Below are 18,020 nucleotides of genomic sequence, written 5' to 3' on the forward strand. Positions count from 1 at the left end.
AGGGCGTCAGCGGGATCGCGGTAAAGGAGAGGACGCATGGCGGGCGCTGAGGAGCGGGTTCCGGAGGATTCCCCGGGCACCCTGAGGGGATTTTTCACCTCCATCGAGATCTGCGCCGGCGCGGGGGGCCAGGCGATCGGTCTGCACGAGGCCCGATTCCGGCACCTCGCGTTGGTGGAGATCGACCGGTGGGCCGGACAGACACTCGTCCGCAACGTGGCGAAGCGTAAGGGCTGGGAGTGGGAGAAAGAGCATTGCGACGTCCTGGTGCGGGACGTCAAGGACTTCCGGCCGGAACGGGATCTGGAACGCGGCCGGGCGGCGCTGGCGGGACGGGAGCTCGACCTGCTGGCCGGGGGGGTGCCGTGCCCCCCGTTCTCACACGCGGGCAAGCAACTCGGTGACGAGGACGAGCGGGACCTGTTCCCAGAGATGCTGAGGCTGGTCCGGGACCTCCGGCCGCGGGCGGTCCTCATCGAGAACGTCCGGGGGATCATGGACGCCAAGTTCGACGGATACCGGGAGTGGATCAGGGAGGGGCTGGAGCGGGGTGGCCTCGCCCGCGAAGGCGACGAGGACACCCCGGGCGAGCCGTACACGGTCGTGCCGTGGAAGGTGCTGGAGGCCAGCGACTTCGGCGTCCCTCAGCTGCGCCCCCGCGCGCTCCTGGTGGCCTTCCGGAACGACGTCATCCGAGACCTCAAGTTCGAGTGGCCCACCGCGACCCACGAGGACCCGGTTCCCGTGGTGGACGCCCTCGCGGACACGATGCGCGACCGGTACGCCGCGTACTTCGGAGGACCGTACGGGGAACGGGCCCGCGCGGCGTACGACCAGTGGCGGGACAAGGCGGCGCGGCGGCACGCGGAACTCCAGGACAAGAGCGGCGGCATCGCGCCCACCCTGGTCGGCGGTTCGAAGAAGCACGGTGGCGCCGATCTGGGGCCGAGCCGGGCCAAGACGGCCTGGCTGGAGCTGGGTGTCAGCGGTCTGGGCGTGGCCAACGACCCCGATATCTGCGCAGAGAAGAAGAGCGAGGACCGTGACCTCTTCCGCCCTCAGGGCCCGATGCTGACGGTGCAGCAGGCCGCGATCATCCAGGGCTTCCCCGCGGACTGGAAGTTCGAGGGCGGGAAGACCGCCCGCTACCGGCAGGTCGGCAACGCCTTTCCGCCGCCCGTGGCCGCGGCCGTGGGGAGGGCCATCGCGGAGGTGCTCGAAGCGGCGGACGAGCGGGACGCCTCCGAGGGCGGTGGGCCGGACCGGGGCTGAGTCAACCCGCCCCCGCCCGGGCCGGGGCGGGCGCTCAGACCGGGCGGGCACGCCGCCGCTCGACCTCCGCGGCGATCCGCACCGCGCACTCCTCGGGCGGCTCGTGTTCCCAGAACCTGAGGACGAGCCATCCGGCCTCCTGGAGCCGCGCGTCGGTGTCCCGGTCCCGCGCTACGTTCACGGCCACCTTGTCGGACCAGTAGCCGGTGTTCGTCTTCGGCCGCACGTAGTGCTCCGGGCAGCCGTGCCAGTAGCAGCCGTCGACGAACACGGCGACCTTCGACGGACGGAACACCAGGTCGGCGGTTCTGCGCAGGTCCGGAAGCGGTCTGGCCGAGACCCGGTAACGCAGTCCACGGGCGTGTACCAGCGCGCGGACGAGGCGCTCCGGCGTGGTGTCCCGGCCACGGATCGCCTGCATGTTGCGCCGTCTCGCCGCGGACGACGCCCACGAGCCCTCGGGCGGTTGCCACTCCTCCGCGCCGGTCGCCGCGGGGCTCCCGGGGGTGTGCGGCGGACGGGGGGACGGCGGGCCTCCGTCCGTTCCGGAGGAGCCGGGTCCCCTCTGTCCGCCTGGGGAGGCGCTCGGGGCCGGGGCGGGCGGCATCGGTGTCTGGACCTCCGGGGTCGTCGGGACGGTCCGGCGGGCGGGCCGTCGGCGTCCCGTTCGGTCCGGGACGGTGGCCCCGGAGCCTACGCCTTTCCGCCCCGCACGGTGTTCCCGCGCCAGTGCCGGAGGGACGGCGAACGGCGCCGGACGCCGGCTAGCGGCCCATCGAGTCCGTCCCCGCCCCACTCCGCCCCGCGAGCCGGCAGCCGAGGCAGTTCGGGTGGCCCTCGCGGGCGGCGGGGTCCCGGGCCGTCAGCCGGCGGCGCCCGGTGGGGCGCGGGCCGGGCGGTTTGCCCCAGCCCGCGAGGTGCAGGGCCCAGGTCAGCGCGGCGGTCGCGGCCAGGACGGCCAGTCCCAGCCAGATCCCCGGACGCCATCCCACGACACCCGTGCCGATCACCAGGCTCCCGACCGTGGTGCCGGTGAACCCGGCCCATCCCGCGACGGTGTGCCCGCCGTCGTGCTGTCCGCTCACGCGTCCGCCCCCTCGCTGTCGGGACCGTAAGATCTCTTAGCGAGTGAGGAATCTATCTTAGCTACTAAGGGAATTCAATGCAGCAGGGCACCCCGCGTCCCGCCGCCAGCGCCGCGGACGTGATCGGCGCGCTGGACGACCTCGTCGCCACCAACCTCATCGGCCGCCAGGAGTTCGCCCGCAACCTGGGGATCAGCGTCAAGGACCTGGTCTGCTTCGCCCACGTCCTGGAGGCCGGTGGCGCCCCGGTCACCGCCGGGGACCTGGCCAGGAGGGCCCGGGTGACGACCGGCGCGGTGACCGGCATCCTCAACCGGCTGGAGAGCGGCGGCTTCGTGGTCCGCGAACCCGACCCCGCCGACCGGCGCCGGGTGCTCGTCACCGCGGTCCCGGACGCCGCGGAACGGGTGCGGGCCGTCCACGACCCCTACGCCGCGCTGCTCACCGCGCTCTGCGCCGACTACTCGTCGGGGGAACTGGCCGTGATCGGCGACTGGCTCCGGCGCGCCGGGGCGCTGGCCGACGCGTACCTGGAGGATTCCTGTTAGGAAAACCCGTGCGAGGGGCGCGGGAGCTGTGCGGGGCGTCCGGGCCGGTGTCTCGCGGGAGTTCCGGAGGGGCCTGGTGCCCCGGTGACAGTTCCGTGGACCGCCCCCCCGCAGGGCCCCTCACACCGTCCCGTGGCACTCCCCGTACCCCCGCCCCGAACCGCACCAGCAGGGGTCCGTGGCGTTCGGGGGCCAGGTGCGGGCGCGGCCCCGGGAGGCCAGCGTGGTGGCGTACTGGGGGAGGAGGGCGGTGTCGGCGGGGGTGGTGCCCTCGGAGGCGGCGAACGCCTCGTACGAGGGGACCGTGGCCGTGACGATGCCCAGGTTCTGGGTGCCCGAGGCGGCGAGTTCCCGCAGCGCGGCCTCCACCGTCGCCAGGTGCTCCTCGTGGGACGGGTACTCCCGGGCCAGCGACGGGTACGCCCCGAGCAGTTCGGCCAGCTCGTCGGCGGGCCAGTGCAGCACCGCCACCGGGAACGGGCGCGACAACCGCTCTCGGTAGCCGCCCAGTTCGGCGCGGAGCCGGGAGATCTCCGCCCTCAGCTCCGCCGGGTTGTCCGACCCCAGCGACCACACCCGCTTGGGGTCGTGCAGCTCGTCCAGCGGCACCGGCCCCCCGTGCAGTTCGTCCGCCCGCGCGTCCCACGCGTCGTGCGGCAGCCCCAGCATCCGCCGCACCCGGTGCCGTCCCGACAGCACCGGCAGCACCCCCGCCGGGGCCTGGCCGCCCTCCCCGCCCACCAGGACGGTCGCCGCCCGGGTGAACGTCTCGTGCGCGTCCCGCAGTTCGTCGTGGGCCTCCAGCGCCTCCGCCACGATCACCCACGGCTCCACGGTGCGCGGGGCCGCCGCCCGGACGCCGTCGATGATGGCCCGCGCCTCCGCCTCGTGGCCGTACTCCCACAGGTTGGCCGCCTTCAGCGCCCGCACCAGCGCCGGGTTCTCCAGCGGGGTCCCCGGCCCGTCGGACGCCAGCAGCCGGTCGTACAGCGCGCTGGCCCGGGCGCGTTCGCCCGCCAGTTCCAGATGGGCGGCGGCCTGCGACAGCAGGTGCTCGGCGTCCTCCGGGTACCGCTCCGCGGTGCGCTCCAGACGGTCCGCCTCCGCCACGTGGTCGGCGGCGTCGAGGGCGGCGGCGGGATCGGCGTCGGCGGCGGCGTGGGCAGCGGGGGAACCAGCGTGCTCGGCAGGCGTGTCGGGGCGCATGCCCCACACCGTACTGCGGCCCGCGCGCCGGGCGGGCGAGCTGTCCAACACGGCACATACCCGTACCCGTGCCCGGGGTCCCTTGCCCGGGTGCCCCCGTGCCCGTGCCGTACCCGCGCTCGGGGCCGTGCCGCGCCGCGCGCCTGTCCCCGTCCGTCCCGGCCGGAGCACGGCCCGTCCCCGTCCGTCCGGGACGGTCCGGTGGGCGCCCCTCCCCGGTACCCGGCTCCGTCCCGTACGGTGGTCCGGACGGCCGGTGGGCTGTATAACGGCTCCTACGGGCCGCGCCGCGACGGCGGGTCCGTCGGGACGACGGGGGAGGAACGGGACGTGCGGACGGGCGACTTCGCGGTACGGGGCCGGCGGTGGACGCCGGGCGCGTCGTGGTCGCTCGCCCTGGTGCCGCTGCTCGCCCTCTTCGAACTGCTGCTCCTCCACCTCGCGGACACCGGCGGCCTCTCCGCCGCCGTCGCCCTCGCGGCGACCGCCGCCGCCGTCACGGCCTTCGCGGCCGGATCGCTGCTGGCCGCCCGGCTGGTGCCCGTCGTGCCCCGCACCCGGGTGCGCACCGCCCTGCGCGAGCGGGAACGCCGTACCGCCTTCCTTCCGCAACGCGACCCCGACGCGGCGGGCCGTCCCCGCCCCCGGGCCCCCGGCCGCTCCCTCCTGACGGCCGTCTGAGCCGGGGTCGTCCCCCGGACCCGGGTCCTCCACCCGGGCGCGGAACCGCGCGTCGCCCCTTCCGGGAGCCGCCGCGCCCCCGCACACCCTGACGGACCGTCGCGACGGCGTGCCCGCGTCCGTGCCGTGCGCTCTCCCGGCGTCAGCCCGTGGAGTCCGCCGACCGGTGCCGCGCCGCCGTCGCCCCGCCGGGGCCGACGCGGCCGGTAGCGCCGCGCCGTCGCCCCGCCTCCATCACCCCGTCACTCCGTTCCGTCCGGTCCGCGCGCGTCCGCGACCGCGCCCGGCACGGCCCGTACCGGCCACCACGCCGCACCCGTCCACTCGCGTACCCCGTGTGCCCCGAGCGCCAGGGTGCCCGTGCGGACCGGCGTGCCCGTACGCGCGCTCGTGCCGTGTGCCGCCGTGTGCCGTGCTGTGTGCCCGTGGTCGCCAGCGCGCCCGGACGGTTCCGTCAGGAAGGCCCAGCACCGTGTCCGTACCCGCCCTGTTCTCCGATCTCGTCGTCCGGCTCGCCGAGTTGCTCGGTCCGTTGTCCGGGGACTCCGCCACCGCCGCCGCGATCGTCCTGTTCACCGCGATCGTCCGGCTGCTCGTCCATCCGCTGTCCCGGGCCGCGGCCCGTGGCCAGCGGGCCCGCGCGGCGCTCGCGCCCCGCGTCGCGGAGCTGCGTACGCGGTACCGCCGCGACCCGGAGCGGCTCCAGCGCGCCGTCCTCGACCTGCACGCCAAGGAGCGGGTGTCCCCGCTGTCGGGATGCCTGCCGAGTCTGCTCCAGGTGCCCGCGTTCTTCCTGCTCTACCACCTGTTCTCCAGTTCCCGGATCGACGGGGAGCCCAACGCCCTGCTCGACCACTCGCTGGGCGGGGCCCCGCTCGGGGGCCGCTGGACGGACGCCCTCGCCGACGGCGGGCTCCTCGGCGCCGCCGGGACCGTCTACCTCGTGCTGTTCCTGGTGGTCGCGGTCGTCGCGACGCTCGGCTACCGGCTGACGAAGGCCCAGCTCGCGGCGGCCCCTGCGGTCGCCGCGCCGGACGCCGGGGCGCTGCCCGGAATGGCCGCGGTGCACCGCTTCCTGCCGCTGGTGTCGTTCCTGACGCTGGTGACGGCCGCCGTGGTGCCGTTGGCCGCCGCGCTGTACGTGGTCACCAGCGCGGCGTGGACGGTGGCCGAACGGGCCTACCTGTACCGGACCCCGGCGCCCACCGACTCCCCGGCCCCCGCCAAGTCCGTGGCCCCCACCGACTCCTCGGCGCCCGCCAAGTCCGTGGCCCCCGCCAAGCCCATGTCGTCCACCAAGTCCACGTCGTCCACCAAGCCTGCCAAGCCTGCCAAGCCTGCCAAGCCTGCCAAGTCCGCCCAGGTCGCCAAGTCCGTAGGGTCCGTGCCGGACGCGTCGGACGCGACAGCCGCGACGGCCGAGCGGTCCACATCCGCCGAGCCGTCCCCGTCCTCGCAGCCCTCGCAGCCCTCGCAGTCCTCCCCGTCCTCCGGGTCGGCCGACCAGGCTCAGGGGTCTCAGGTGTCCCAGCCGTCCCGGCAAGCCCAGCGGTCCAAGCGAGTCCAGCCGTCGAATCCGTCCAAGCGGTCGAAGAGGTCGAATAGGTCGAAGAGGTCCGGCTCGCGCGGCCGTTAGACCCGGGCCCGGCCGGTCGCCCGACGGCCACCGCTCACCCGACGGCCACCGGTCCGCCGAGTTCGGCGGACCGGCGGGCGGCCTCCAGGACGTCCAGGGCGTCGGCGGCCTCGTAGGCGCTGACCGGGTTGGCCGCCCCGCCGCGCACCGCCGCCCCGACCGCCGCGTAGAAGGCGGGGTAGTCCCCGGGTTCGCTGGGCTCGGGGCGGCCCCCGCCGGTCAGCGGTGACTCGCCGGACCCGACCCGTCCCCACATCGCCTCCGGCTCCACGCCCCACGGCTGGCCCGGCACCGGCCGCGCGCCCTCCCGGAGCGCGGCCTCCTGCGGGTCGAGGCCGTACTTCACGTATCCGGCGCTGGAGCCGAGCACCCGGAACCGGGGGCCGAGCTGGGCGGTCGTCGCGGAGACGGTCAGGTGCGAGCGGACGCCGCCGCGGTGGGTGAGGGCGAGGAACGTGTCGTCGTCGGCCTCGGCGCCCGGACGGCGGACGTCGGTCTCCGCGTAGACGGTGGTCACCGGGCCGAACAGGACGAGTGCCTGGTCCACCACATGGCTGCCCAGGTCGTACAGCAGCCCGCCCAGTTCGACGGGGTTCCCGGACTCGCGCCAGCCGCCCTTCAGCTGGGGGCGCCAGCGCTCGAAGCGGGACTCGAACCGCCAGACCTCGCCCAGTTCGCCGCCCGCCAGCAGCCGTCGCAGGGTGAGGAAGTCGGCGTCCCAGCGGCGGTTCTGGAACACGGAGAGCACCAGCCCCCGGGCCTCGGCGAGCGCGGCCAGCGTCCGGGCCTGCGCCGCCGTGGAGGCGACCGGCTTGTCCACCACGACCGCCAGCCCGGCGTTCAGCGCGGTGGTGGCGTACGGGACGTGGGTCCGGTTGGGCGAGGCGACGACCACCAGGTCCAGCGCGTCCGCCCGCGCCCACAGCGCGTCCACCGCGTCGACCGTGCGGGCCTGCGGGTACCGGGCCCGGACGTGCTCCTGGCGTTCCGGGTTCGCGGTGACGACGGTGTCGAGGACGAGCCCCGGGTCGGCGGCGATCAGCGGGGCGTGGAAGAACGAGCCCGCGACCCCGTAGCCGATGAGCCCGACACGGAGGGGGGAACGGCTGGCGGCTGTCGTCATGTGGATCACTCAACCAACGCCGGTGCCCGGCCGCAAGGGCGACCGGCGCGACGGGACCGGGACGCCTCCGGCACCGGCCGACGGGACGGGGAGGGACGCCTTCCGACGCGGCGGGAACGGAAAGGGCCCGGGGCCACCGGAGAGGGTGGTCCCGGGCCCGGGTGCCGCGCCGCCGACCGGCGGTCCGGCACCCGTCCGGGTGGGCGCCGCGCGGCGCCGGACGGTCAGGAGTCCCGTACCGAGCCCGTGTGGGCCGTGCCCGGCAGCGTCTCGCCCTCCGGATCGTGGGTGAACACCCGCAGCCGGACGGACTCCTCGGACTCCGCGACGGTGTCCCTGACCGTCGGCACGGACACCTCCGTGCTTGCCTCCCCGCGCGGCACCGTCACCCAGATCCGGGGCTCGTACGGGACGCCCGACAGCGGCAGGACCGGGGTCGGTTCGACGCCGAAGTGCTCCATCAGCCAGGCGGCGGGGACGTCCCGGGTGGACAGCTCGGTGCCCCGGGTGACCCGCTGCGCCATCAGACTGACGAAGGAGTGCTCCAGGTCCGTGGGCTCCGACAGGGTGATCCGCCAGGTCAGCGGACGGCCCTCGACGACCCGGTCGGCGACCGGTGTCACGGTGACCCGGGGCAGCGGGTCGTCGTCCTCGACCAGCAGCGATCCGGAGGTGGAGCCGATCACCGCGCCGCGCACCGCCTTGGCGTGCGCGACCCACTCCCCGTCCAGCCCGAACCGGGTGTTGCCGTTCACCTCGACGGGGATGTCGAGGCCCGTGGTCCCCGGCCGCACGGTCGCCGTCCAGGACGTCGGCTCACCGGTGAGGGTGCTCCGCAGGAAGACCCTGACCCGCCCCTCGCCCTGCCCGGAGACCTTCACCGGCACCCGTACGGTCCGGGTGCCCGTGTCGCCCTCCTTCACGGTGAGGTGACCGAGGTCGATCCGGGGGAGGGGGGTGGGGCGGACGGTGGGGGTGCCGGGGCGCCAGCCCCAGGCGTCCATCAGCCAGAGGCGTCCTTTGGTGGTGCGGGGGATGAGTTCGAGGTTCTTGAGGCGGGTGAGGTCGAGTCCGGCGCGGAGTGCGGGCTTCAGGGTGACCCGGGTCTCGCGGGCCCAGCCGGACGTGGTGCGCGAGGTGCCCGGCACTCCGTCGACGGTGGCCCGGCCGAGGTGGGCGCGGCGTCCGTTCGTGTCGGTGACGCGGACGTCGAAGGCGGTGCCGGTGGAGTTGGGCGGGACGATGACGCGCAGGGCGAGCGCGTCGGAGCCCTTGACGGAGAAGGGGCGGTCGGGGGTGACCTTGACGGGTGCCCCGGCACGGCTCCAGCGGGCCGCGACCGCGTACCGGCCCGGCTCCGACATCATCGCCCACCAGGCGAAGTGCGGGGAGGAGAAGCCGCTCCCCCCGGACAGGCACGCCCGGGAGGCGTTCTCGTCCACCTGGTGGCAGACCCGTCCGCCGGTGACGCGGGTGGTGTCGGTGGGGAGGACGGCGGGTCGGCGGTGGGCGCCGGTGGCGTGGGTGAGGGCGTGGGCGGGTCCGGCGGAGGGGGCGCGGCGGTGGGTGCCGTCGAGGAGGGGGCGGACCTTGTCGTCGCCGGCGACGAAGAGGCGTGCGGCGGCGGCGATGTAGGTGGAGCCCGCCTTCTGCTGCTGCCGCGCCGTCAGCCGGGTGGCCGTCCCGGGGGAGCAGACGCGGTCACGGTCGCCGCCCCCGGTCCAGAAGTCGTCCTGGGCGGGCGCCTGGGCCTGGCCGGGCGTCCACTCGGTGTTGAAGTAGTTGTGGTTGGCGCCGACGAGGTACACCGAACTGTGCAGGGCGGTGCCCCGGCCCACCTGACGGGTCCCGTCCACGTAGATCTGGCCCTGGAGGTCGGAGACGTCTCCGTCGCAGCCGGGCAGGATCGTCATCGAGGGCACGTCGGGGACCGGGTTCTGGGCGAAGATCGTGGGGCCGATGAGGACGGTGCCCTTGATCTTCCAGCGGACGGGTCCCCGGTAGCCGTCGACGGCGGCGGGCGCGGGGTGGAGGGTGTCCATGGCGGCGCGGTTGACGCCCTCGCCGCCCCGGGAGTGCCCCACCAGCAGCACCTTGTCCAGGTTCCGCTTCGGCAGCCGCTTCACGGCGGCGGGGGCCGTGGACGGACGCGCCGCCCAGCCCGCCCACCGCGCCAGGTGCTGCCGCACCAACGACGACCGCGCCTGGGCCCCGTAGTCGCTCTGGGAGTTGTCCTGGCCGTTGATCCCGTTGGCGGAGACGGAGACGGTGACGTACCCCTGGGAGGCCAGCAGCTTCTGGTCGTGCAGGTATCCCCGGTAGCTGGGGACCTGCCGGTAGCCCCGGGAACACGGCCAGTCGATGGTTTCGTCGCGGCCCTTGTAACAGGTGGCGTGGCGGCCGTGGAGGAAGAGGACGACGGGCCGGGCGCCGGTGGCTCCGACGGGGCCGACCACGGTCGCCTTCATCTCGACCTTCTCCGGCAGCCCCGGCAGCTTCACCGACGGCAGGGCGTACTCCCCGCTGGTGGTGCGGTAGCGGCCCTTCACCCCCGGGTCGACGGGGTTCGCGGGCGGCCGGGCGGCCTGTGCCGCCCAGGGCCCGGCCTCGGCCCCGGTGCCGTACCCGGACCCGGATTCGGCCCCGGTACCGGAACCGTCCGTCGCGCGGCCCGCCCGGTCGAGTCGGCGGCCGCTGGCGACGGCCTTCAGCTCGGCGCCGGGATCGAGGGAGACCGTGTCCAGGTCGAGGCGGAAGACGCTCTGCCGGCTGTCGGACCGGGGGACGCCGAGCAGCCGGTCACCGGCGTGGAACTCGACGCGGGAGTCACCGATCGGGACGGGTTCGTCCGGGGTCCACACCAACTGCCGCCCGGTCCCCGTCCCGGATATTCGCCAGCCCTCCGGCAGCCGTTCCCCGGCGTACGGGACATCGCCCGCGACCGGAGCGGCCGGTGCCGTCACCGGTGCCGTACCGGGCGCGGCGGACGCGAGTCCCGGCACCCCCGCCGTCAGCGCGAGGGCCGCCACGGTGGCGGCTCCGGCGCGCGAGACACGGATCACGTGATCCCCCCTTGGTCCACGATCCTGGGTCCGTGCGCACGGACCCCCCACCGGAGGACGGCCGGGACGGCGGGACGGTTGCGTTCCCCGGGGCGGTGACCGGCGGCGGAACCGTTCCGCGAGGGGGCGGCCGGGCCGCCCGGGCGGCGGTCCGCCGGCGCACGGGTGCGCCGGCGCACCGGCCCACCGGCCTGGCCGGAACTGCCGGGGGCGGGACGGTCGCGGTGCCCGGCCCCATCGGCCCACCAGCCACACCAGTCCCACCAGCCCCACCGGCCCGGCGGAACAACCGGGGCGGGCAGCCTTGTCCCCGGCCCATCGGCCCGGTGGCCGGAACGCCCGGTGCGGGACGGCCGTGTCGCCCGGTCCACCGGCCCGGCGGCGGAGACGCCCCGCGCCGGGGGCGGTCACCTCCCCGCCCCCGGCCCGGTGGTCGGAACCCCGGGCCGGGATGGTCGCGTCGCCCGGTGCGGCGGTGCGGCGGTGCGGCGGTGCGGCGGTGCGGCGGTGCGGCGGTGCGGCGGTGCGGTGGCGGAACCACCCGAACACCGGTCGCGGGCCCGGTGTTCAGGGGACGGCCCGACGCTGAACGGGTGGGGATGCGGGAACCGCCGTTCGCCCCGGGCGCCCCGCTGGAAACCTTCCGACGCCACGACCCGGAGGCCGCGCCATGACCCCGTCACCGCACCCGTCCCACCCGCCTTACCGGTCCTACCCGTCCCGCTCGTCCAGCCCGTCCTGTCCGTTCCGTCCGCTCCGCCCCCGTGACCTCCACGGGCCCTGTGGCCTCCGCAGCCCCCTCCGTACGGCCCTCCTCGCGCTCGTCCTCGCCCTGGCCCCTGTCCTCACCCCCGCCCCGGGCGCGCCCCCGGCGGTCGCCGCGACCCTCCCGTCCACGTCCACCGACGGGTCCCCGCCCCGGAGCGGGGACGGAACCGTGCCCACCGCCCCGGGACCCGCCGGGAGCCTCCCGCTGCCCGGGGACGGCGCCCGCCCCGACGCGTTCCCGCTGACCGTCCGGACCGAGGGCGCCCCCGCCGCGTACCGGTCCGGGGCGCCGCCCGCCGAATGGTCGCTCACCGTCGTCAACCGCACGGCCACCGCGTTCCGTCCGGTGTACCCGGTCGTCGTCCTGGCGGACGCCCGGCGGGCCCTGCGGCCCGGGGACGTCCGGCTGGAGCTGCACGACGGCTCCCGCTGGCGGCCCGCCCGGATCGCGCGCACCGACCGCGACGAGCACGTGGCCGTGCCCGACGACGGCTTCGCCGGGTACGCGGTCGGCCCGCGCGGCACCCTCACCGTCCGGCTGCGGCTGGCGTTCGCCCCCGGCGCGGCACCTGACGAGGTGACCGCCGACACCGTGGTGGTCCACCGCCGGGGCGACGACGGCGACTGGGTGGGCGCGGCGCCCCGGCACGCCTTCCGGGTGACCGCCCCGGCGGACCCTCCGGCGGACCCCCCGTCGTCCGGACCGTCCCCCGGCGCCGCCGCGACCGCCCCCGACGGGTTCCCGACCGGCCCGTACGGCACCGCGAGCCCCGTGCCCGCCCCGCACGAGCTGGCGATGACCGGGCAGCGCGCCTCCGCCCTGGTCGCCGGGGCGGCGGCGCTGCTCCTGGCCGGGACCGCCCTCTATCTGACGATGCGACGCCGCCACCCGCCCGGCCCCGGCCGCTGAGCCCCTACCCCGGCTGCCGCCCCCGCCCGGTCCCGTCCGTCAGTAGCCCTCACCCGGGCCCGTCCGTCCGCAGCCACTGCCCCGGCCCGTACGCCGCGCCTTGCCCGTACGCCGAGCCCTGCTTGTCCGTCGGCCTTGCTCGTACGCCGCGCCCGGCTCGTCCGTCGGCCTTGCCCGTCTGCCGCCCGGCTCCCCATCCGTCCTTCCCCCCTTGCCTGTCCGTCGGGACCGCCCCCGCCGAACTGCTCACACCGTCCGTCGGGCCGTCTCCCCTTCCTCCTCGGCGGCCCCGGACTCCGCTGGGCCCCCGACGGATCCGTCCGGTCCGTCCGGCCCGTCCAGCGCCTCCGCCCCACCCGCCCCACCCGATCCGTCTGATCCGTCTGATCTGTCTGATCCGGCCGATCGGGTCGGCCCGTTCGGGGAGTCCGGCCGGTTCGGTCCGGCCGGGGTGTCCGTTCCGCCCGGCCGGGTGACCGGGACGCTCCGCAGTCGTCGTCCCGCCCATCCGGCGGTGAGCAGGACGACGACGCCGGCCGTCGCCGCCGTCACGTCCAGTCCGACCGTCAGCGCCTCGCGGGAGGCGGTCAGCAGCGGGCCGGCGAGGTCGCCCGGCAGCTCCGCCGCCACCGCCCTGGCCCCGCCCAGGGTCTCCCGCACCGCTTCCGAGGCCCCGGCGGGCAGCCCCGGCGGCAGCCGGTCCCCGACCGCCGCCCGGTACACGGCGGTGCCGAGGCTGCCGAGCAGGGCGACGCCGAGCGCCACCCCCAGCTCCCCGCTGCTCTCCGACAGCGCCGACGCGGCCCCGGCCCGCCGGGACGGCGCGGTGCCGATCACCAGGTCCGTGCAGACCGTGATCATCGGACTGAGCCCCAGCGCCACCAGCAGGTACCCCGTCACCAGCACCGCCAGGGAGTCCGTCCCGGCCGTGGCCAGCACCGCGAACCCGACCGCCGCCAGGGCCAGTCCCGCCGCGACGACCACCGCCGGACGCCACCGCCGCACCAGCAGCGGGGCGAGCAGCGAGCCCACGACCGTCCCCAGGGAGGCCGGGACCATCCACACCCCCGCCAGCAGCGGCGAGAGCCCCAGCACCTCCTGGAGGTAGAGGGCGATGAACACCTGGACGCCGCCCATCGCGAACAGCCCCAGCAGATAGGTGCCGAGGGAGGTGTTGATGACCCGGTTCCGCAGCAGGGAGAGGTCCAGCAGCGGCTCGGCGAGGGTGAGCTGCCGCCGGACGAACCAGGTGCCGAGCGCCAGCCCGGCCGCCCCGGCGACCAGCGCGGTCGTCCCCGGGCCGTGCGCGGCGGTCTCCTTGACGGCGTAGACCACGCCGATCATCGAGGCCACCGACAGCAGCGCGCTCAGCGGGTCGACCCGTCCGCTGTCGGGGTCGCGGTACTCGGGCAGCAGCACCGGGCCGATGATCAGCAGCAGCACCATCACCGGGACCCCCAGCAGGAACACCGACCCCCACCAGAAGTACTCCAGCAGCAGCCCGCCCAGCAGCGGGCCGATGGTCGTGCCGAGCGAGAAGCTCGTCATGACCACGGCGACCGCGATCCCGCGCTGCGCCGGATCGGCGAACATCACCCGGACGAGCGAGAGCGTGGACGGCATCAGGGTCGCGCCCGCGAGCCCGAGCAGGGCCCGGGCCGCGATCAGGGTCTGCGGGGTGTCCGCGTACGCGGCGAGCACGGAGGCCGCACCGAACACCGCCGCGCCCGCCAGCAGCAGTCGGCGCCGCCCGTAGCGGTCGCCCGCCGCGCCCATCGGCACCAGGGCGCCCGCGATGAGGAAGCCGTACACGTCCATGATCCAGAGCAGTTCGGTGGACGAGGGGCCGAGATCGGCGCTGAGCTGCGGGACCGCCAGGTACAGGACGGTCACGTCCATCGAGATCAGCAGGGTGGGCAGGGCGAGGACGGCGAGTCCGGCCCACTGCCGCCGCCCCGCCGGTACGGGTGGCTGGCTGCTCGTCACGGGTCTTCCTCCGTCGGGTCGGTGCCGGGTGCGCGCGGACGCGCGGGTGCGGGCGGCGCCGGGGCCGCCGGGGCGGGTCCGGTCCCGGGAGGGGGCACGGGCCAGGGCACTTGTACCGTCCCGGGACGGGGACCCGGCCGGTCCCGCACGACGGTTTCCAGCCGTTTTGACCGGCTCGTACCGGCTCGTACCGACTGGGGCGGCGCGTGCCGACGGTGGTTCTTCACCATCTGGACACGGTTCCGTCCCCGGAGGTGAGCGAGGGCCCGTCACGGGGCAGGCGCGGGACGAGGACACGGGTACGGATACGGTCCTTCCACCGGCCCGGAGCGGGGTCGCCCCCCCGGTCGGTGGAATCGACGGGACGTGGCCGGTGTTGAGCGGACAGGAAGCGGAGAGGAACGAAGATGGCCGGACTGTTGAACAAGATCATGCTGTTCGTGCGGAGCCCGCAGGGCCAGCGCGCGGTGGCCGAGGTGCGCCGCGCCGCGGCCGACCCCCAGCGCCGGGCCCAGGCCCAGCGACTGCTCGGCAAGTTGCGGGGCCGCCGCTGACCGCGCGCGTGAGCGGACGCGTACGCGACCGGGCCCGCGACGCGCGCGAGCGGACCCGGGACGCACGGGCGGCGGATCCACGACCGGGACGGACGTGGATCCGCCGGTGACCGGGGGGATCGGGATTCGGCCATGGTGACTACCCTGGGCGGCGTCGGCACAGTGTCGTTCCGGCGGCCCCAACCAGCACCGCAGTCACGCCAATCCCAGGAGACCGGCACATGGCAGAGCGCAAGCCCATCGAATCGTGGCTCACCGACATGGACGGGGTCCTGATCCATGAGGGCGTGCCGATTCCCGGCGCGGACGCGTTCATCAGGAAGCTGAGGGACACCGACCGGCCCTTCCTGGTGCTGACCAACAACTCCATCTACACCGCCCGCGATCTGCACGCGCGGCTCGCCCGGATGGGCCTCGACGTGCCCGTCCGCAACATCTGGACCTCGGCGCTGGCCACCGCCCAGTTCCTGGAGGACCAGCGGCCCGGCGGCACCGCGTACGTCATCGGCGAGGCCGGTCTGACCACCGCGCTGCACGACATCGGCTACGTCCTCACCGACCACGACCCCGACTACGTGGTGCTCGGCGAGACCCGTACCTACTCCTTCGAGGCGATGACCAAGGCCGTCCGGCTGATCAACGCCGGGGCCCGCTTCATCTGCACCAACCCCGACGAGACCGGTCCCTCCACCGAGGGTCCGCTGCCCGCGACCGGGTCCGTCGCCGCGCTCATCACCAAGGCCACCGGCAAGGAGCCGTACTTCGCTGGGAAGCCGAACCCGCTGATGATGCGGACCGGGCTGAACGCGATCGGCGCGCACTCCGAGACCAGCGCGATGATCGGGGACCGGATGGACACGGACGTCCTCGCCGGACTGGAGGCGGGGATGCAGACGTTCCTGGTGCTGACCGGGCTCACCACCCGGGACCAGATCGAGAAGTTCCCGTTCCGGCCTTCGTCGGTGGTCGACTCCATCGCGGACCTCGTCGAACGGATCTGACGGATTCGGATCCGTCGGGGGCGGGGCGCCGGGGCGGGGCGCTCCCGGCGGTTCCCGGCCTCCGGTCGTGGAGGGTCACCCGCGCAGTTCCCCGCGCCCCTTCGGGTGCGCTTCCGCCTGTCCGTTGTCGGCCGCGGGCCGGTGGTGGGTCACCCGCGCAGTTCCCCGCGCCCCTTCGGTGCGCCCCGTCAGGGGCGCGGGGAACTGCGCGAGCAACCCCGACGGACCCGCACCCGGCGACAAAGGGCGCACCCCCACCGGGTGGCCGCACCCCGGACGCACCGCCCCGGAACCCCGTCCGGCACGGTGGACGCACCCAGCACCGGCATGGCACCCGCACCCGGCACCGGCATGGCACCGGCACCGGAACTGCACGGGCACCGGTCGGAACGGGCACCCGGCGTCGGTACGGAACGCGCACCGGCCCCGCCCCGCGTCCCGGTGACACCGGGACGCGACCCGGCGGGGAACCCGGGCCGCCGGGCGGAATGTGTCGCCTGAACGGAGGAGCGGGGGCGGGGTCACGAGGCGGGGGAGGGGTCGGGGCGTGAACCTGGAGGCACCAGGAGGTTCACGATGCGCACTCGACCGCTCGCACAGCGTTCCGCCGGGGTGCTCGTCACCCTCACGACCCTGGCCCTGACCGCCACCGCCACCGCCACCGCCGCCCTCGCGGCCACCGGAACCGGTACCGGAACCGGCACCGCAAGCGCGGCCACCGGCCCCGGCACCGTCGCCACCGGCCTCGGCCCCGGCACCGTCGCCACCGCGCCGGAACCGGCGACCTCCGTCGCCGTCCACCCCGCCACCGCCCTCCCCGGCACCGAGGTGACCCTGACCGTCACCGGCTGCCCGGCCGCCACCGCGCGCGCGGTGTCCCCCGCGTTCGTCGCCCCGGCGGACCTCGCCCCCGCCCCCCGGGGCGGCGGCCTGTTCGCGGAGGCCCGGCTCCGCTCGGGCGCCCCGCCGGGACCGTACGACGTCACCGTCAGCTGCGCCGGACGCGAGCGTCCGGCGCCCGGCGCGGTCCGCGTCGCGGGCCCCGGCGACCTCCCGGCGGCCACCCCCACCGCCCCGGTCGGCGCGGGCGGCGGCGGGGCGCCCGGCCCCGAGGCCGGGAACCCGGAGGACACCGGGCCGGGACTGCGCCAAGCCCTCGTCGGACTGGGCCTGGTGTGCGCCGCCGGACTGGTCGTCGCGCTGCGCGGGACGCGCGCCCGGCACCCGGACGGCGACCGGGAACCCTCGTGACCACCGCCACCGGCCGTCTCGCCACCGTGACGGCCTGGGCCGTCCTGCTCTCCGGGGCCTGGCTGTGGGGACGGGAGATCACCTCCGTGCCGACCACCGGCCCGGCGGGACCGGTGCGCGGTGACGTGGCCGCCGTGGGACGCCCGCTGGGCGGCGGACTCCCCGCCCCGCACCGCCCGCTCGCCCCGGCCCGTCCCGAACGGGTGGACGTACCGCTGGCGGGGGTCCGGGCCCCGGTGGTCGCCCGGGGCCTGGACCGGACGGGCGCCGTCGAGGCCCCGCCGCTGGACCAGCCGGGCACCGTCGCCTGGTACGGCACCGGACCGGCGCCGGGCTCGGCCGGGGCGGCGCTGCTGGTGGGGCACGCCGACGGCCGCAGCGCCCCGGCCGTCTTCCACCGGCTGCGGACCCTGGTGCCCGGCGACGAGGTCCGGGTGTACCGCGCGGACGGCACGGCGGCCGGGTTCACCGTCGAGGACGTGCGGATGGTGGAACGCGACCGCTTCGACGCGGCCCGGGTGTACGGCCCCGACCGGCCGGGCCGGGCCGAACTGCGGCTGATCACCTGCGGCGGCACCTTCGACCGGGCGAGCGGCACCTACAGCGCCAACGTCGTGGTGTCCGCGTACCTGACGGACGCGCGGCGCGGCTGACGCGCGGGCCGCCGCACGGACCGGCGGGCCGACGGCCGGGACGACACGCCGCCGGGCCGACGCGACGACGGGACGACGCGACGACGGGCCGGGCGACGGACCGACGGCCGGGCGGACGGCAGGGACGACGGGTTGCCGGGCTGCCGGGCCGACGCGACGACGCGACGACGGAAACGACGGGCCGGACGACGGGTTGACGGACCGACGGCCGGTCCCCCACGCGGGGCTGCCGGACCGACGGCCGACCGTCGGACGGACCCACGCGCGGGGCTGCCGGGCCCGGT

14 protein-coding genes and 1 pseudogene are annotated in these 18,020 nt (G+C 76.0%); 9 read left to right on the forward strand and 6 right to left on the reverse strand.

Going from position 1 to position 18,020, the window contains the following annotated elements; translation table 11 throughout:
* Positions 1–36: 36 nt before the first annotated feature.
* On the forward strand, positions 37–1,272 hold the full coding sequence (locus ACVWNX_RS22490; protein ID WP_454409408.1) for a DNA cytosine methyltransferase: 1,236 nt from the start codon (positions 37–39) through the stop codon (positions 1,270–1,272).
* Between the two features lie 34 nt (positions 1,273–1,306).
* On the opposite strand, the gene ACVWNX_RS22495 is transcribed toward ACVWNX_RS22490, so the two are convergent.
* The gene (locus ACVWNX_RS22495) at positions 1,307–1,693 is read right to left on the reverse strand and encodes a very short patch repair endonuclease (protein ID WP_454409410.1); all 387 of its coding nucleotides are present in this window, start codon (positions 1,691–1,693) and stop codon (positions 1,307–1,309) included.
* 343 nt (positions 1,694–2,036) lie between these two features.
* Entirely contained in the window at positions 2,037–2,357 is a 321-nt protein-coding gene (locus ACVWNX_RS22500) for an HGxxPAAW family protein (RefSeq protein WP_454409411.1), read from the reverse strand.
* A gap of 77 nt (positions 2,358–2,434) precedes the next feature.
* On the opposite strand from ACVWNX_RS22500, the gene ACVWNX_RS22505 reads away from it, so the two are divergent.
* Entirely contained in the window at positions 2,435–2,905 is a 471-nt protein-coding gene (locus ACVWNX_RS22505; RefSeq protein WP_454409413.1) for a MarR family winged helix-turn-helix transcriptional regulator, read from the forward strand.
* Positions 2,906–3,025: 120 nt separating this feature from the next.
* Here ACVWNX_RS22505 and ACVWNX_RS22510 read toward each other — a convergent pair whose 3' ends face one another.
* Positions 3,026–4,111: an SEC-C domain-containing protein gene (locus ACVWNX_RS22510; protein ID WP_454409414.1), complete on the reverse strand. Its 1,086-nt coding sequence runs from the start codon at positions 4,109–4,111 to the stop codon at positions 3,026–3,028.
* Positions 4,112–4,507: 396 nt separating this feature from the next.
* On the opposite strand from ACVWNX_RS22510, the gene ACVWNX_RS22515 reads away from it, so the two are divergent.
* Both ACVWNX_RS22515 and yidC read left to right on the forward strand, forming a co-directional pair.
* Complete coding sequence (locus ACVWNX_RS22515; RefSeq protein WP_454414885.1) at positions 4,508–4,792, forward strand: DUF6412 domain-containing protein; 285 nt, start codon at positions 4,508–4,510, stop codon at positions 4,790–4,792.
* A gap of 472 nt (positions 4,793–5,264) precedes the next feature.
* Positions 5,265–5,984: pseudogene (yidC, locus tag ACVWNX_RS22520) on the forward strand (membrane protein insertase YidC); the annotation flags it as partial.
* A 478-nt stretch (positions 5,985–6,462) separates the two neighbouring features.
* Here yidC and ACVWNX_RS22525 read toward each other — a convergent pair.
* Positions 6,463–7,551: a Gfo/Idh/MocA family protein gene (locus ACVWNX_RS22525; protein ID WP_454409416.1), complete on the reverse strand. Its 1,089-nt coding sequence runs from the start codon at positions 7,549–7,551 to the stop codon at positions 6,463–6,465.
* Between the two features lie 224 nt (positions 7,552–7,775).
* Positions 7,776–10,613 (reverse strand): dienelactone hydrolase family protein, encoded by a 2,838-nt coding sequence (locus tag ACVWNX_RS22530; protein ID WP_454409417.1) that lies wholly within the window; start codon positions 10,611–10,613, stop codon positions 7,776–7,778.
* A gap of 937 nt (positions 10,614–11,550) precedes the next feature.
* Here ACVWNX_RS22530 and ACVWNX_RS22535 point away from each other — a divergent pair.
* On the forward strand, positions 11,551–12,291 hold the full coding sequence (locus ACVWNX_RS22535) for an LPXTG cell wall anchor domain-containing protein (protein ID WP_454409418.1): 741 nt from the start codon (positions 11,551–11,553) through the stop codon (positions 12,289–12,291).
* Positions 12,292–12,537: 246 nt separating this feature from the next.
* Here the strand turns inward: ACVWNX_RS22535 and ACVWNX_RS22540 are convergent, their stop codons facing one another.
* Positions 12,538–14,277, reverse strand: coding sequence for an MFS transporter (locus ACVWNX_RS22540; RefSeq protein WP_454409419.1), 1,740 nt, complete (start codon positions 14,275–14,277; stop codon positions 12,538–12,540).
* 407 nt (positions 14,278–14,684) lie between these two features.
* Here ACVWNX_RS22540 and ACVWNX_RS22545 point away from each other — a divergent pair, with 407 nt between their 5' ends.
* The 4 genes from ACVWNX_RS22545 (at position 14,685) to ACVWNX_RS22560 (ending at position 17,736) form a co-directional block, all read left to right on the forward strand.
* Positions 14,685–14,831 carry a hypothetical protein gene (locus ACVWNX_RS22545; protein WP_454409420.1) on the forward strand — a complete coding sequence of 49 codons (147 nt, stop codon included), beginning with the start codon at positions 14,685–14,687 and terminating at the stop codon, positions 14,829–14,831.
* Between the two features lie 221 nt (positions 14,832–15,052).
* The gene (locus ACVWNX_RS22550; RefSeq protein WP_454409422.1) at positions 15,053–15,832 is read left to right on the forward strand and encodes an HAD-IIA family hydrolase; all 780 of its coding nucleotides are present in this window, start codon (positions 15,053–15,055) and stop codon (positions 15,830–15,832) included.
* Positions 15,833–16,408: 576 nt separating this feature from the next.
* The gene (locus ACVWNX_RS22555; protein ID WP_454409423.1) at positions 16,409–17,083 is read left to right on the forward strand and encodes a hypothetical protein; all 675 of its coding nucleotides are present in this window, start codon (positions 16,409–16,411) and stop codon (positions 17,081–17,083) included.
* Positions 17,080–17,736 (forward strand): class F sortase, encoded by a 657-nt coding sequence (locus ACVWNX_RS22560; RefSeq protein ID WP_454409425.1) that lies wholly within the window; start codon positions 17,080–17,082, stop codon positions 17,734–17,736. Before ACVWNX_RS22555 ends, ACVWNX_RS22560 begins: the two co-directional genes overlap by 4 nt.
* Positions 17,737–18,020: the final 284 nt, after the last annotated feature.

The sequence above is a fragment of the Streptomyces sp. JNUCC 64 genome (genome assembly GCF_054484115.1).

Excerpts from the sequence above, each read along its gene's own strand:
- ACVWNX_RS22490 (WP_454409408.1), top strand. The coding sequence starts at position 37 with ATGGCGGGCGCTGAGGAGCGGGTTCCGGAGGATTCCCCGGGCACCCTG.
- ACVWNX_RS22495 (WP_454409410.1), bottom strand. The coding sequence starts at position 1,693 with ATGCAGGCGATCCGTGGCCGGGACACCACGCCGGAGCGCCTCGTCCGC.
- ACVWNX_RS22505 (WP_454409413.1), top strand. The coding sequence starts at position 2,435 with ATGCAGCAGGGCACCCCGCGTCCCGCCGCCAGCGCCGCGGACGTGATC.
- ACVWNX_RS22510 (WP_454409414.1), bottom strand. The coding sequence starts at position 4,111 with ATGCGCCCCGACACGCCTGCCGAGCACGCTGGTTCCCCCGCTGCCCAC.
- ACVWNX_RS22525 (WP_454409416.1), bottom strand. The coding sequence starts at position 7,551 with ATGACGACAGCCGCCAGCCGTTCCCCCCTCCGTGTCGGGCTCATCGGC.
- ACVWNX_RS22545 (WP_454409420.1), top strand. The coding sequence starts at position 14,685 with ATGGCCGGACTGTTGAACAAGATCATGCTGTTCGTGCGGAGCCCGCAG.
- ACVWNX_RS22550 (WP_454409422.1), top strand. The coding sequence starts at position 15,053 with ATGGCAGAGCGCAAGCCCATCGAATCGTGGCTCACCGACATGGACGGG.
- ACVWNX_RS22555 (WP_454409423.1), top strand. The coding sequence starts at position 16,409 with ATGCGCACTCGACCGCTCGCACAGCGTTCCGCCGGGGTGCTCGTCACC.